Genomic DNA, 15,175 nt, shown 5'->3' with positions numbered 1-15,175 from the left:
CTAATGCTTTTGCAGATTCTAAATCTTTACAAGAAAGTAAAACAATTTCTTTTAATCTTCATTAGTTATACTCTTATAATACATTTGGGCTATTTCTAATTTACTTTCATAATAAAGGATATTTATTTTTTCAACAAAATACTCTTCCAATTCACCATTTAGGCAATCATAAATTATATATTTTATTCGATCATACAATAAATTTTTAATTTTTCTAGAATTTCGAAACGTATCTATATATTTTTTTTGTAAATATAGATGTGCTATTAACCTTGTAATTTGAATGTTAGTTTTTTTTGTTTTTTCAGATTTCGTAGTACTAAGTTTATGGCTTCTACTAAATCTAATATACTTTCTTCATAATTAAAAAGACCCAATCTAAAACCTTCTGTCTTTTTACTTGATTTCGATCTATAAAGTCTTTGTAATTGTTTCTCTTTACTACTTATATTATTCCAAGTTTCATCCGTATCTGCTTCATCAAAATTATATTCACTATCTAGCCATACAAATTCTTGTTTTAAGTCTTTATATGGGCCTAAGTAATTTGAATAATTTTCCTTAATATTTCTCCAATCCATATAAATTACAATTCTTTAATTTTATAAATTTTCATATCTATTTAAGTTAATTGAACTGTTTTATAAGCTATTCTTAGTTTATCTTGTTGTGAAAAAGGATATTCATCGCCTACATTCAAATAACAAAATTTATAATCATCCCAATCTATATTCATTCCTTTTAGAGTTGTAACGAAACCCATTTCTCCTGAATATTCCTTAACAGATTTTAAAACTCCATTAACTACACCTGAATCTATATACATTATACAATCATAGAAATGTAAAGATGTATCATTATCAAATAAAATAATTAGTTCTTTATTTATACTAATACTTACTATTCCTTTTATTTTCAGCCCAATCAAAGACATATTTTCAATATTCATAAGACATAACTTAATTTTATAGAGCCCCTTTTCCTATAAACTCAACCTCAAATGATTTACATGCTATACGAATTTGATTCTGATAATGTTCTTGACCATCTTCTCCTTTTACTAAAAAGTACTTATAATCATCAGCGTCTAAACCAATTGATTTTAAACCTATAACAAATCCCATTTCTCCATTGTATTCTTCTGCAATTTTTATTTTTTGTCCTATTATTCCAGAATCAAAGATCAGAGAACATCCAGAAAATGTTAAATATTTTGTCTCATCATCAAATAGAATAACAACTTTTTCAGATTTATAATAATGATTTACTCCTGTAACAGTTAAATTTTTAATTTCTTCCATTATTTTATTATTTTAATTCCTTTTCCTATTATTTCTTCTTTAGTCAAGACCTTACCACCATCATGAAATATAGTATTATTAAACCAATCGGAACTCCATTAGAAATTATCAGTATATTTTAACTTTTTTATAAGCAATTTTTAGTTCACTTTTATTTTCATAATCAGTGATATCCTTACTAAAAATTATAAAATTATATTTCTCAGGGTCAAGTCCCATTGATTTTAATTCTAATGTCATTCCTAATGTTCCCGAAAATGAAATGAACGATATGATTTGTTTTATTACTCCCGAATCAAAAGCTAAAACACAATCTTCAAAAATTATATTGAGATTATTGTCAAAATTAATTGTAAGTCTATTCTTATAATAATCATGAACAATTCCTATAATTTTCTTATCAGTAAATTTTGATATTATTTCAGTTTGTGTCATTATTTTATTAATTTAATACTTTTACTAGTGATTTCTTCTTTTGTTAGCACTTTCCCGGCTTCATGAAAAATAACATTATTAAGCCAACTTTCATTTCTTATAATCATCTGTAGCTCCAGTTCAGTGATGAAACCATCGTTAACCAATTTAGGATTATGAACTAAACCTCCATCAATAGCTTTTTGAATATTTACACCAGTAATATCAAACAAAATTTTTCCTTCGTTCTGATTTATTGTTTCATTTAAAACATCTGTGATATTACGTTCAAAACTTCTACTTTCCATTAAAACATACATATCTGTAAATATTTTATCTGTTTTGTCAGTCCATACATTTGCACCAACTTGTTTACCGAATTCCTCCAATTTTCCTCCAAGACTTTTTCCTAATGCAACATTATTGTATTTTGGATATTCTACCATAGCTCCTAATTTTGCATCCCATTTCTTTATAACTTTCAATACTTTCTTAGTTATAATATCTTTAACAAAAGTTATTTCACCAGAAGGTCCAATTTTATTCAATCCATCCTCACTTCCTACAACCGCCGTAACCTTTTCTCCATCAACTTCAATTTCTACCAGATGATTTCCATTTTCATCAACAGGAAGTTTATCTAGTCCTCCTTCATTATTTATTGCCTGCTCAATCTTTTGTTTAATTCCTTGTGCTTCCTGCTCAGTTAGGTTTACAAGTTTATTTTTTAAAGAAATTTTTATATTCTGAATTGGGAAGCCACATCCAAATCCACTTGGTGTAACTTTGATATCAATTCTTTTTATAAAATCAACACCTTCTTTCAGAACATATTTTACTGCTTTTCCAGATGCACTTACTACTGGTTTAATTACTTTTCCTGCGATTTGAATAGTTTTCCCAAGCAATTGCCCCATTACATCCAGCTTATCCAAAGTCTGAACTACAGCAGTTGCGCCTTTGATCTCTCCGGCTCCTATAAAGCAAGATGCTACAACAAATGTTACTTCACCAGCTCCATAAGCTTTCATACAAGGATTGGCAGTGTATTTATCCCATTGTTCGCCAACCATGCCTTTTACATCCTTCCACTGTATTTTAGAAATAGCGGTTGCAAGGTTAGTTCTGGCATTCTCCTCATTGGTAATCATTTTGATTAAGAATGAACCGCCTTCAGGTATTGCTGCCGCTGTACCGACTAAACCGTTCCAAACTCCACATGTAAATGCAAAATCTATTCTGCTTGGTAAATATTTTGTATCTGTTGACGAACCTGTTAAAGTGCTTAATTCGTCACTAATAACTCTTAAACTTACATAAGAGTAAATCTTCGCAGGGAAAGGATTGTAATCCGTAACATCAGGATTATAATATCTTTCCGGAATTTTAGCTTTGGTAAGTAATTCCGAAACACCATCTAGAATTGCAGTAAGCGGATTGAATTTCATCAGCCAGAAATCGTCTATCCAAGCAGAATTCTGTTTCAGCATTTGTTCTATTTGCTTAACAGATTTTCCGGCATATTCAGGAAGACCACTTCCAACATTGATCTTGATATCGAATTTCTTAGTCTGACTGTTTACATTCAGCCAGATTACCATCTCCTTAGCTTCCGGCTGATTGTATCTCGCCTGGACTTTTTGAAGTACTGAAGCAGCTGTATTTTCGTCAGTAATAAAGATTTTCCCCTTAATTCCGGTAGAGTTTTTATTAGAAACAATTGTTCCCAACATGGCCTGAATTTCCTCGGCAGTAAATCTTCCTGTATAGTCTACAACATCTTTGGATTCATCTGTAGCCGTACCATCACCGGTAGACGGTCGTTTATATAAATCATCAATAGACTTCAATCCACTACCAGATCCCGTTCCTGTACCTGAACAAGCAATAAATCCAGAGTAGATAGGTTTTGTCTTATCATCAATCTTATCATATTGCTGGATATAATCTGCTAATGCCTGAGTCTTGTCAGTCTTCGACAATATATTTGCTGTTACTTCCGCAAATGTAGTTTTGATAAATTTTGATTTTCCGCAAACTGCCTCATGATCGTAAATTAACCAGACTGTATTTTCATTTTTTGGAGTAACCGTAGATGAATAGGCTCCCTTCTGTACATCACCATTTGGATAATATGCTTTTTGAGATTCTACCCACTGATACTGAATTTCATTCTCAATAAAGCCAGGTAAAAATCCTTCTCCAACTTTTACAACATTTCCATGAACAGCAGTCGAAGTATTTGCTTTAATTAATTTGAAATCTGGTGTCAAACCAAAACCTCCTGCAATCTCACCGCTACCCTGACTTTGGAATGCATACAACTTAAACGCAGGGTCATTTACCTGCTTCCAGTCCAGATGAGAAAGCTCTTCTCCTGTGCTGTAATCCATTAACAGATCTGTAGCACCTTTTGTCGTCTGGTAAGCTTTCCAAGGGTGTTCCAGTTTAAACACTCCATGACCTAATTCATGGGCACCTGTTTTCTGCGGAGCATTATTGTATACATATCCAAACTGACCGTTCAGACGCATATACCCGTTCTGACCCGTAGAAGAAGTCTTGTTGGTAACGAATAGGACATATCTTGCATCAGTATCTTTATACAATGCGTTGATCTGCTGCTGCTGAGGGCTGTAGGTACTCATCAGGTCAGAATCTTCACTTCCTATCGTATTACCGCTTACAATGCTGCTGATATCTAAAACAGGTTCTTCTTTTACGGTAAAGTTGACTCCGATCTTATTATAGATCTGATTGATCTTATTGCCCTGTGCCTGTAGTTTAGATTGAGAATTGGCATCTAATGGCACCAGGCTTACATTGACCGTTTTAGGACTTAAATGTACTAATCGGAAATTGCTGATTACTTTTTGTTTTCCTGTACTTTCTTTCGGCATCAGTACAGCAATCACTTCTTCCTCTGCATAATCAAATGTTCCCGGAAGTTTTAGCTGGTAATTTCTTTCTGTATCTGTTTTGTTAAGTTCTATAGCTTCAATTGCCTTCCCTAAGCTCAACGTTTTAAAGATAATTTTGGCATCTTTAAGCGTTGGATCAGTAATGGTTACTTTAGCATCAAACAGTTCAGTTTGTTTGTTTACCGTAGCTTTATAAGGTACATATACGGTATTGTTTTCTGTATCTTTTACTGACGGATATTTAGATTTTGGAAGTTTTGTTTTATCTGCGGTATCATACGCGAATTTTCCATTGGCATCTTCTTTCCATTCGATTTTAATACCTTTTGCAGTATATTGGTTTACAGCCGCTGTATTTCCACTTCCGGTAACGCCTTCTGTATTTGATGAAGTCGACGCACCGCCTTCTGCCTCTTTACCTACTTTGGTTACATTACCATTTTCATCAACCGTCCAGATGTTACCCTCTTTGTCTTTGATCTGATAATCTTTTCCTCCCGGGAAATCCTGTTGACTTGGGGTTCCGCCTGTTCCGAAATCTCCATAAACAGTAATTTTCCCCGGTGGCGGTGTTGCCGTATACTTTATATCAGTTACCACATAATTAACAGTAACGTCTTTTACTCCTGCATCACCGAACGTTTCTCCTAAACCTCCCGAAGCATAATGCACAGCAGATTCGTTAGGATCATAGGTGGTTTCAATAACTCCTTCGATAAGCTTTTTATCGGTATTAAGCTTAATGTTGTTAAAACTTACCTTAATTTTTGTATCCGCCAAATACGGAACTTCAATATATCCTGTTCCTGTATATACTCCACTTCCCTGTGCTGATAATACGGTAACAGGGAAATCTCCCGCCATAAAGACTTCATTATTTCCTAATTGAGTATTTAATGGAGTTTTATTAGCTATATCAATGGCAGGCATAATCCCGCACTGGTAATTATTATCTACATCATTAGCATCTGTTGTGAAATATTGTATTCCGCTATATGAATAGGCATTTCCTCCGGAATTGCCGTTTTCAAATGGATTGGTGTTATTAAAAGTCTGTGTATTTCCACACACAGAACCGATACGGTATTCGTACTCGGTTTGGTCTTCCAGTCCGGTAAGAATGGCAGAAGCCTGATAACTTTGCTGGCTTACCCATTCCGCTGTGCTTCCTTTTTTACGGTACTGCACATTATACAGACCTGCCGGTTGGCCTGCAATACTCCATTGAAGTTCTACCCTTCCCCTGCCTACATTTTTTGCCATTAAAAGTGTAGGAACAGCACAGTTTTCTACGTAATCAAAGTAAAAGATTTCTGATAGACCATTGTTTTTATACACTCCGTTATCATCGGTAGGATTAGCTCCCAAAACAGGATTTCCTGATTTTGCCTGTACCTGCCAGGCATATCTCTTGCCCGGTATCAGCTGTGTCTTATCAATGCCATAATATAAGGTAGGCGCATAGGTTTCTTCGGTCCAGAGTGGAGGTGCAGAAAGAAATCCTGAAATCGGACTTTGCCCCTGATCCCAAAGCTCTTTTAAGGTAAAAATATATTTCGTGTTGGGTGCAATCTGTCTGGGCATCCATTGGAACACTATACCGGCTCCTCCGCTGTAAGGTGAAAGCGCCTGAACTTTTTCGGCATTTTGTGGCAGCGTAAGCATGGGCGGATCATACTGAACCATGAACACCGTAGCACATGTTTTAGCTGAAAGATTGTTTTTAGTAAAATAATCATAAGCCTGAAAGCAGAACTGATACACCCCATCCGAAAGTGGTTTGGAGTATTGAACAGCATTGATTCCTGAAAGGTTCTGAAGTTCAAATAATGATCTGAGATCTACATTGGTCAGGGTAACATTGTTACCGGGATAGAGCATAAAAGGATTCATGCCCACAATAAAATCGTTAGATCTCGCCAGTGGAACAGCATTTAAACCCGCCTCCAGGGAAAATTTAATTCCTGTCTGATGCTGAGGCTCCAGCAAATCTGTCATTAGAACCTGCAATTGAAGCTTGTTATCAGTACTTGTTGCATAATCCCCTATTTTTAAACTATAGGGTGGTATTACGACAGGAATCAGTTTAACAGGATACTGCTGAGCCTTTGCTGTAGGCAATAGGCCATAAGCCGTAAGCATGAATGCTGCCATGAGCTTCATACAATAAGCAGTAAGCTTTTGCCGATTATTTTTATATAGTTTACAATAACTCTTAGTCATCTTTCGGTGTTCGTATTTGTTGTTTTTGAGTGAATAAGTATTTTTATGTACTTATTTAAATTCATAGTTAATCTGTTTTTCTGTTCCCTGCTTATTCCCCGGCAACGTATATTTAGCTTTCACATTGTATCTGGTTTCAGGGATAATCCCATAGGTTGATTCCAGCAAGGCATTAATCACGGCTGGTCTTACGTTAGCCGGAGACCCTACATATTTAGATGCAGCTTTTGAAATCAGCTCATACCAGTCGGACTTATAATAGCTGAATAAATCATATTTGAATGGGAACGTTTGTTTTAAGAATCCGTTTCCTTTATCGCTTCCTAAATACTGCATATATGAAGTAAAGACAGGGAACGCTTTTACCGGTGGAATTCCGGCAAAATCATCTTCACTTTCAGCTCTGTTTAATGTTAATTCATCAATCGGATAATTGTTGTAAATCAATCCTTTAAATTTACCTGCAAAAGAATCATCCATCAATGCCGTAAGGTCAATAAGAGGCTTATTGTCTGTATATTTTGAACCGGAAATTTCAGTAGCATCAAAGTATTCATCAGCATTCATATTATTCTGAAGGGTAACCACATCGGAGCTTAATTTGATCCATAACGGATTAAAATTCAATGAAGACAACTTGTTCTCAAATGTATTATATTTACTTGTTCTGAAAGTATAAGCCAGTCTTTCGATCTCTCCGTCTTTGGAAAGGCTTTGAGCTTTTTTCACTTCCGTCGTTACGGATACAGCAGAATCGTCTGTATTTTCTTCTGTTTTTACTGTTTCTTCAACTGTATCATTTCCTGTGGAAGTAGTATTTCCATTTTTATTTTTAGCAATTAACGCAAATGTGTAGTCTTTCTGTTTACCAAGATTAGGGGTATTGAAGTTGACCGTATTATCATTGGCATTATAAGAGAAGTTACTTTCAGTTGGTGATTCAGTAGCAAAAGCTGATACCGTATTCCAGTTGGGATCATCAAATAAATAATCCTGTCCACGCTTAAGCTTTATATAACCTGTATTGGCTTCTCCGGTGTAATAATTTTCCTGTTCAGGAACCGGATATGCATATTTGATATTGCTTAAAGGAATAACATTCGGAGCTGATCCAGTGGTAAAGATTCTTTCTTCGATCTCAATTGCTTTTTGGCCGTCTGCCATCACCACTTCATACATTCCGTTCTTTTTCTCCATAAAGCTTACCTGCGCAATTGCTTTCAGGGTTTTGTTTGGAGGAAGAATATCTTCAGAAACAAAGTTGGCTACATCCTTAGAATTAGCATATTCTATGACTCCTTTAATTTCTTTACCCTGGTCATCGATGATGGTCATCTTATCGACAACAACCTTATAGGTATGATCCCCATCGTCCTCAGGAATGACAATAGGCTCATTAACCCGCACCGCAAATGTTGCCTGCGGAATAGCAAATACGTCTACATCTGTTTCATCTTTTTTAGGAGTAAGGTCAGAAATGATCTTCATACCTCCAAGGACAGAGGAATTTTCCAGTACGCATTCTTCTCCGAATTCCATCTTGAATCTGAACCGCCCTTTGATCATACCTCCAAGCAGGTTGTAATACCCACCAAGGTATCCTCTCACCCAGTAAGGATTAGGCCCTTTTGCCTGTAATAAAGAAGCAACTCCGGCTTTGATAATAGGAATTTTCTTTTTGATGAACCACAGTTTTATCTTAATACCAAGCTCACCCTGTAAGTACACATAAGCCTGTCCGTTAGCATACCATCCGTTGATACCGATCTGATCTCCCCCACGGTTGGAACATTTTGCCTCACCATAGTTTTTCAGCATAATATCAGTTCCTAAACCTGCCTGGAAACGGGCGTAAAGGAATAAAGCGGTCATGTCTCCGGTATCAAACTTCAGGTGGGTTCCGAATGCAAATCCTTTTCCGTCTCCTAACGCATTAAGGCTGCTCATATAATCAAGGTCATTTAACTGTAGCCCTAAAATCTCTGCAACTTCAGGTGGTGGCGGCGGGCTTCCCGGAATTCGGGTTCCTACCATAAAGTAACTTCCGGACTGAAGATAAAAACTTCCCAGACCAACTTTTAATCCGATCATATCGGTAGGTGTACCGATGTGCATATACCACTCATCAGGTGCAACGTGAATCACTGCCCATCCGGCTCTTCCATTGGGACCGATTCCTTTAATAATTCCGTGAGCAATATCTACAAAAACATCAAGGCTTGCATGAAAAACGCTATTGTTGAAATCGTAATTCATAGCGAGCTTGGCATAAATCGCACCATCCACTTTTTCAGTGACCGGATATTGTTCGTCAACAGTTTTGGTATCAAGGAAAGAATTTACATGACTGTTATTTTTAAGTTCATTCAGGAATTTTGAATTTCCGGTCATTTCTTTGAACTTATCTTTTACTCCTGCTAAAGGATCACCGGGAACTAATTTGGATATATCAGCCATCACAACAGCTTCTCCAATAAATCCGATATTAGCCAAACCACCATTCGGATTAGTAGAAATATTAAAACCGGCCATAATGCTCACTGCTTTCTCACTGGCTACTGAACCATAAATTCCGGCTCTCAGTGCCAAACCAACTGTATTATCCGGCTTTAAAACCAATGCTTTATTGGCATATGCGGGATTTAAAGACATATCCCTATCCGGAATCATATGATAGAATGCCCCTCCTGTAAATCCTGTAATCGTTAAAGCGGTAGCCTGGATCTTAAGTCCCTTGACAGAACCTTCAAATCCCCAATATCTAAAGGTGCTATATCCATAAGCGGCATTAACGTCAACTTCTATTCCTTTAATTCCTTTGATCTTTGCATTAAGATGTGCCGTAAAGCCATTGCCGTACAAGGGGTCTTTACGCATTATCTGAAATTCACCCGAAACAATGGCTACACCGATATCAACATTTCTAAGTCCTAGTTTGGTTAAATTAAAACCATCGTATTTCCACCTTTGCTTATTATTATCGTTGGCAATAAGGCCTCTTATCATCATTCCACCCGTAGCGGAAAAACGTTCTTCCTGCAAACCAACAGTTACAGAAAAGCCTAAGCTGGCCTGTGAGCCGTCAGCTATAACAACAATATCGCTGATACTTGCCGGAAAATTGGCTAATTTTTGCTCACCTTCAACACCAAAATATTGTGCTGTGATGTAAGGCGCTTTTGTTTGAAGGGTCAACCCCTGAAATTTCACCCCTTTAAAATCAGCATCTTTCTTTTCATTAGGATCATTGTCATCAGGGGAAGCGTTGGCTCCGATAGCAAGACTGCCATTAAGAATGGCTTTGGGTAAAAATTCACGATTTTTCACCCGCATCTCTATGGTTGAACCTACGGCAATGGTTGCCTTGGCACTCCAGATATCAAAGTTGATATCATCAAATGTCGTAACAGAAATTAAATACTCTTCTTCTGTTATCATTCCACGGTACCCTAAATATTTTGGAATACCAGTATTTTGGTTGTCGTTATTCTTCTGAATAGGAAGTTGGACAGTTCCTTCCAGGTTTGCTCCTACAATTTTAGAGGCAGCTAAATCAACTCCAATTTTATCCAGGGAATACCTCCATGCATTTTCTTTATTGGTTACCCCTCTGTCAATGGGGAATAAATTATTGGCCGCAAAATTTCCTGATACACCATAAGAATCGATCAAAAGATTATTCGCTTCAAAAGAAACCCTGCTGTCAATATGGTCTTCTGTTTTAAATTCCTGGGGCAGTCCTATATTTAACGTCTGAACATACAGTCCCCGCCATGATTCCGTACCTCCTATTAAATATCCGTGCGTTTTATAATACTGGGGGAACATCACACTTGGATCAGTCCGTAAGTCACTCAAATCCAAAACGGCATTATTCACGAAGAAAGAAAAATACCCTTTATCCTGATTTTTAATTTGGGAAGTGATCACAAAGGGAGTAATACTCACTTTTACTAAAATATCATTCCAGTCCGTAGCTTTAAAAGCAAAATCTCCACGAACCCTGTTAGTCTGACCGTTACTGCCAAACTCAGGTAAGACACTTCCATTACCATCCAAAGGAACCAGAACATTTCTGGATATCTGCACATTTCCTTTTAAGGATAACTCTTTTATACCGTCACAATCAATAATGACATAGGTATTGTCATTGACGCTTCCTCCGTTAAGCTTATTAATCCTTCCCCCTTCAAGAGTAAGCATCCACTGGTTCTGATTAAAGGGCATATTGATATCGCCAAGCAAGGATAGCTTGGCATCTCCTATAATCTTTCCATTATAAGAAAGCTTAATATCTTCCGCCCCAAAAAACAGAGTTTTTTTTCCGCCTTCTGCTCCTTGCTGTGGTGTTACTACACGGGCATATACATTAATTAAGGCATACTCAGGAGTGAATTTAGCTTTGGTAACAACGATTCCGTATTCTACGTTGGATATATTTTCTTTAACCCCAATCGGTAATTCCGTAAGATCATTGGGATTTATGGTATTGGTAAAATGGCCATTGGCTTCAATCGTATTGAAAGCTCCAATCGCCTTACCTATCTCAGCATCGGTTTCAGGATCGTTATCCGAATTATTTATAAAATGATCGGAATAAAGTTCCGGAATAGAAACACGGTTCTTATCCTTTATATTATACTGAAGGGAATCTTTATGGGCAGCAAAAGCATTATTGCAGCCCATAAGTATATATACGGAAAGTATTAAAAGAAAATAAATATTCTTCATCAATTGTACTATTTTTACAAAATCATATGTTTTTTTACACAAACAACAATGTAAAAGATTTCAAGCATTATTAACAGAAAAACCATTCTTAAGTATTGCGATTTTATGCCCTATGTAGCTAACAATACTAATGATGATACCATTATTAATTCTTGAAAAAACTTTTTAATTGGGTTGGTAAAAATAAATAAAACAGCAGGCTATGTTATAGGTATTTTCCCCATATTCATACCGTAATTTAACGGATACTGATCACATACCACTCCTTATGGGAACTTTGAAGTAAGTACTAATCACTATCTGCACCTATTACCACTACGGGCTATCGCCGAGTTTGCTTGATCTTATTTATTACATATAATTCATTATTAAATGTTTATGCAAAGATAAAAATTAATTTTACTGAAAACAGGCTTTGGAGAAATTTTTTCCCGATAATTTGATATAAAGTATAAAATAATCGAAGGGTAAAAATGATTAAACTAGAGAATTACTTCTTTAAGGAATGACATTGTTGAAAGCAACAAAAATCTTACTTTTGATAAAGGATTAAAAAATCATCTCCACGATAATAGACTGATTGAAAGATTTTTCTATCAAATCAGAAAATTCTTAGAATATCCGAGGTGAATAAAAAAAACAGAAATGGATCAAAAGAAAATTATAGCAGCAATAATATTAATAGCAGGATTCTTGACCTCTATTTATGTAGGAATAAATATATCTACAAAAAACAATATTTTTTTGTATGACTTTGTTATTAGTAAGCGTTTCTCTATTATTGATATAGCCATTGCTAGTTCGGAAGAAACCGTTTTCAAATCTCAGCTAATAAGCATATTGCTATATCTATTTTTTATCATTTTGTTCTTGAGGCAAGGAAACAAAAGCTTCATTGTATACATTTTTTTTAGCTTAATCCTTTTGGTTATCATTTTTGAAACTTATTGTATTTATTTAGTTTTGAATGATAAATATCTAGGACAACATCTCACATTGAATATAATAATTTTTCTATTGGGTTTATCAGTATTGAAGAAGTTTAAATCTTCAAAAGCAGGTTATGAAAATACTCAATGAGTCATTATAGCACAATCAAAATTTGCTCACTATAAAGAAAATTTATATTTTTGTTTTGAAGCAATTTGAGCAAATTTTGTCCTATTTCCCAAGGTGGAATAATCGGTTACCTAGTAAATTAAAAATCCTAAAATCCTTATTTATAAAAGGATAATAAAGAATAAAATATATTCCTGGAGAAACCACAAAAGTTGAACACAATTCAACTTAAACAATCAATAAAATCCCTTTTAAACAATGTTTAGAAGGGATTTTTGTTTTGATGATGTTTAATAGTGTTTCATAAAATTTAGTCCTTTTTTGTCCCTATGTTGTCCCTGAGGACAATTTAAAAAGATTTTCAGTTGTATCACAGACTAATTTTGAAACAAAAAATAGAACTATGAACATTGCATTTTTTTTAAAAGAGCCTAAAAAGGCAACCGAGACAATGGTATATGTTTCTGCAACCCTAAAAGGTCAGAGACTGAAACGCTCCACAGGGGTAAAAGTAAAACCCTCACAATGGACGGGGACAAAAGTGAGACAACTTGCTCCAGAATCAGCAACTAAAAATCTGAAAATTGAAAACACTGTCAAAATCTTAAAAGAGATTGAAAGGGAGTATTTATTGAAGGAACAACCTCTCTCTAAAGAAATTTTAGAAAAAGAGTTTAAACACAAGATTACACCCGTCAACACAACAACTGCTAAGAAAAAAGGTATCTTAACTGTTTTTGATGAATTTATAGAAGTTAGAAGACAGGAAAAATCTGAAAATACGGTAAAGACATATAAAACGTGTAAAAATCACCTTCAAGCATTTTCAGATGAAACAAAATTTAATTTATCGTTTGAAAATATCAACCTTAATTTTCATGATGAACTACTTGCATATTTTTTTGAAAAAAACTTTTATAACTCTACCATTGGAAAATATATAACAATACTCAAAACATTCATGAATTGGGCAGGAGAAAGAAGATTTCATAATAATATGGAATTTAAAAAATTCTTAGTTTTTAAAGAGGATTCTGAAAAAATAAAACTTACTCCTGAAATCGTAGAAAAGTTGAGAACAACAGATTTCGAGAATGATTACAGCAATATCGTTAGAGATATTTTCATTTTTAGTTCGTACACTGGTTTGAGGTTTGTTGACATTCAGAATATGAGACCAGAAGATATTAAAGAAGATTTCTTACGTTTACGCATTAAGAAAGCAAAAGAAATGCTCGAAATTCCATTATTGGATGTACCCAAAGAGATAATCAAAAATCACACAGAACGTTATGGTAGACTAAAAGTACCCACTAATCAATTCTGCAATAGAGAAATCAAAAAACTTTTTGAAGCAATTGGCTTTGATGATAAAATACGATTTGTAAAATATTCAGGAAGTAGCGAAATTACAGTAGAAAAAAATGCCCACGATTACTTAACAATGCATTACGGACGAGTATTCTTTATTACAAATTCCCTAATTAACGGCATGAATGAAGAATTTATCCGAAAAATAACTGGCCATAAGGATTACAAGTCTTTTAAAAAATATGTTCAGTTTTCCCGTGAAATGGTAGCTGATAGTTTACATTCTGCATGGAAAAAATAAAACCCTGTCTTATTGATAAGCTATTATTTTATTTAAAAAATGAAATAACAAAAATATTCATATAGACATTTTAAGAGCCTGACTATTGCAATCGCATAAATCAGGCTCTTTTTCATAGATTATCCATATAGCCCAAAATTGTGAAATTTTAATATTTTGAAAAATCAACAGGCAACTAAATTAAGTACCATTTTAGATATATAAATAATAAAGAGAGACACCAACCCCAATAGCATAAATAGCTCCTTTTTGCCTACTTTTTGATTTATCGATAGTGATAATTTCATTTTCTTTGAGTGGTCTACCCTCGTCACATCAGATATTATTTTTGACTTTCTGAACAGTTCCAATACTGACATTACAGATTTTAGCTGTATCTCTAATAGAATTTCCTTTCTTTAGATTCTTAATCACCTCTTTATACTTCAATAAAAAGTCTTCTATGCTCTCCACAGAACCTTTTTCACGCCCTTTATAGGTTCCACGAGCTTGGCAAGTGCAATTCCTTCACGTTGACGCTCTAAAATAGTTTCTCGTTCCATTTCGGCGATGTTAGCCATAACGGAAATAATAAGTTTGAATGCTTGATTCTCTTTACCCTTAATCAGGCTTTCTATTCCGAGATTATCAACTTTGAGAATAATGCCCCTTTCTTTGAAAAATTCCAAAGTAGTAAGAATGTCGTAGAGATTTCTTCCGAGCCTGTCAATAGAACTTACGGAAACGTAATTAATCTCATTATTTTCAATGGCTCTTATCAGCTTCTTTCCTTGTTCTCTGTCCTTAAAGGGAGTAGAACCGCTAACAACATCAATAAATATTCTTTCGCCCTGTGCCTGCTTCTCTTCCTGTCTTGCGGTGTTTTGTGCTCCTGTACTCACTCTTATATATCTTGCTTTCATAATTGTAATTGG

At 34.9% G+C, this 15,175-nt stretch carries 9 protein-coding genes; 2 read left to right on the top strand and 7 right to left on the bottom strand.

The genetic code is table 11. From position 1 onward, the window contains the following. Positions 1–266 precede the first annotated feature (266 nt). The 6 genes from DRF61_RS21175 to DRF61_RS21150 all read right to left on the bottom strand — a co-directional run bounded on the left by DRF61_RS21175 (position 267) and on the right by DRF61_RS21150 (position 11,590). Complete coding sequence (locus DRF61_RS21175) at positions 267–581, bottom strand: hypothetical protein (RefSeq protein ID WP_111960836.1); 315 nt, start codon at positions 579–581, stop codon at positions 267–269. Positions 582–622: 41 nt separating this feature from the next. Beyond that, positions 623–949 (bottom strand): hypothetical protein, encoded by a 327-nt coding sequence (locus tag DRF61_RS21170; protein ID WP_111960834.1) that lies wholly within the window; start codon positions 947–949, stop codon positions 623–625. Between the two features lie 16 nt (positions 950–965). Then, positions 966–1,301, bottom strand: coding sequence for a hypothetical protein (locus DRF61_RS21165; RefSeq protein ID WP_111960832.1), 336 nt, complete (start codon positions 1,299–1,301; stop codon positions 966–968). 108 nt (positions 1,302–1,409) lie between these two features. Continuing rightward, complete coding sequence (locus tag DRF61_RS21160) at positions 1,410–1,736, bottom strand: hypothetical protein (protein ID WP_111960830.1); 327 nt, start codon at positions 1,734–1,736, stop codon at positions 1,410–1,412. Further along, complete coding sequence (locus DRF61_RS21155) at positions 1,736–6,799, bottom strand: fibronectin type III domain-containing protein (RefSeq protein WP_167409455.1); 5,064 nt, start codon at positions 6,797–6,799, stop codon at positions 1,736–1,738. The genes DRF61_RS21160 and DRF61_RS21155 overlap by 1 nt, the downstream gene beginning before the upstream one ends. A gap of 111 nt (positions 6,800–6,910) precedes the next feature. After that, entirely contained in the window at positions 6,911–11,590 is a 4,680-nt protein-coding gene (locus DRF61_RS21150) for a hypothetical protein (protein ID WP_111960826.1), read from the bottom strand. Positions 11,591–12,235: 645 nt separating this feature from the next. On the opposite strand from DRF61_RS21150, the gene DRF61_RS21145 reads away from it, so the two are divergent. Both DRF61_RS21145 and DRF61_RS21140 read left to right on the top strand, forming a co-directional pair. After that, complete coding sequence (locus tag DRF61_RS21145; protein WP_111960824.1) at positions 12,236–12,670, top strand: hypothetical protein; 435 nt, start codon at positions 12,236–12,238, stop codon at positions 12,668–12,670. Between the two features lie 382 nt (positions 12,671–13,052). Further along, positions 13,053–14,261: a tyrosine-type recombinase/integrase gene (locus tag DRF61_RS21140; RefSeq protein WP_111960822.1), complete on the top strand. Its 1,209-nt coding sequence runs from the start codon at positions 13,053–13,055 to the stop codon at positions 14,259–14,261. A gap of 440 nt (positions 14,262–14,701) precedes the next feature. On the opposite strand, the gene DRF61_RS21135 is transcribed toward DRF61_RS21140, so the two are convergent. Beyond that, a complete protein-coding gene (locus DRF61_RS21135; protein WP_238601928.1) occupies positions 14,702–15,142 on the bottom strand; it encodes a recombinase family protein in 441 nt (146 codons plus the stop codon). Between the last annotated feature and the right edge of the window lie 33 nt (positions 15,143–15,175).

The sequence above is a fragment of the Chryseobacterium lathyri genome (assembly GCF_003290185.1).
In the GTDB taxonomy this organism is placed as follows: Bacteria; Bacteroidota; Bacteroidia; order Flavobacteriales; family Weeksellaceae; genus Chryseobacterium; species Chryseobacterium lathyri.
This window is presented reverse-complemented; position numbering and strand designations above follow the sequence as displayed.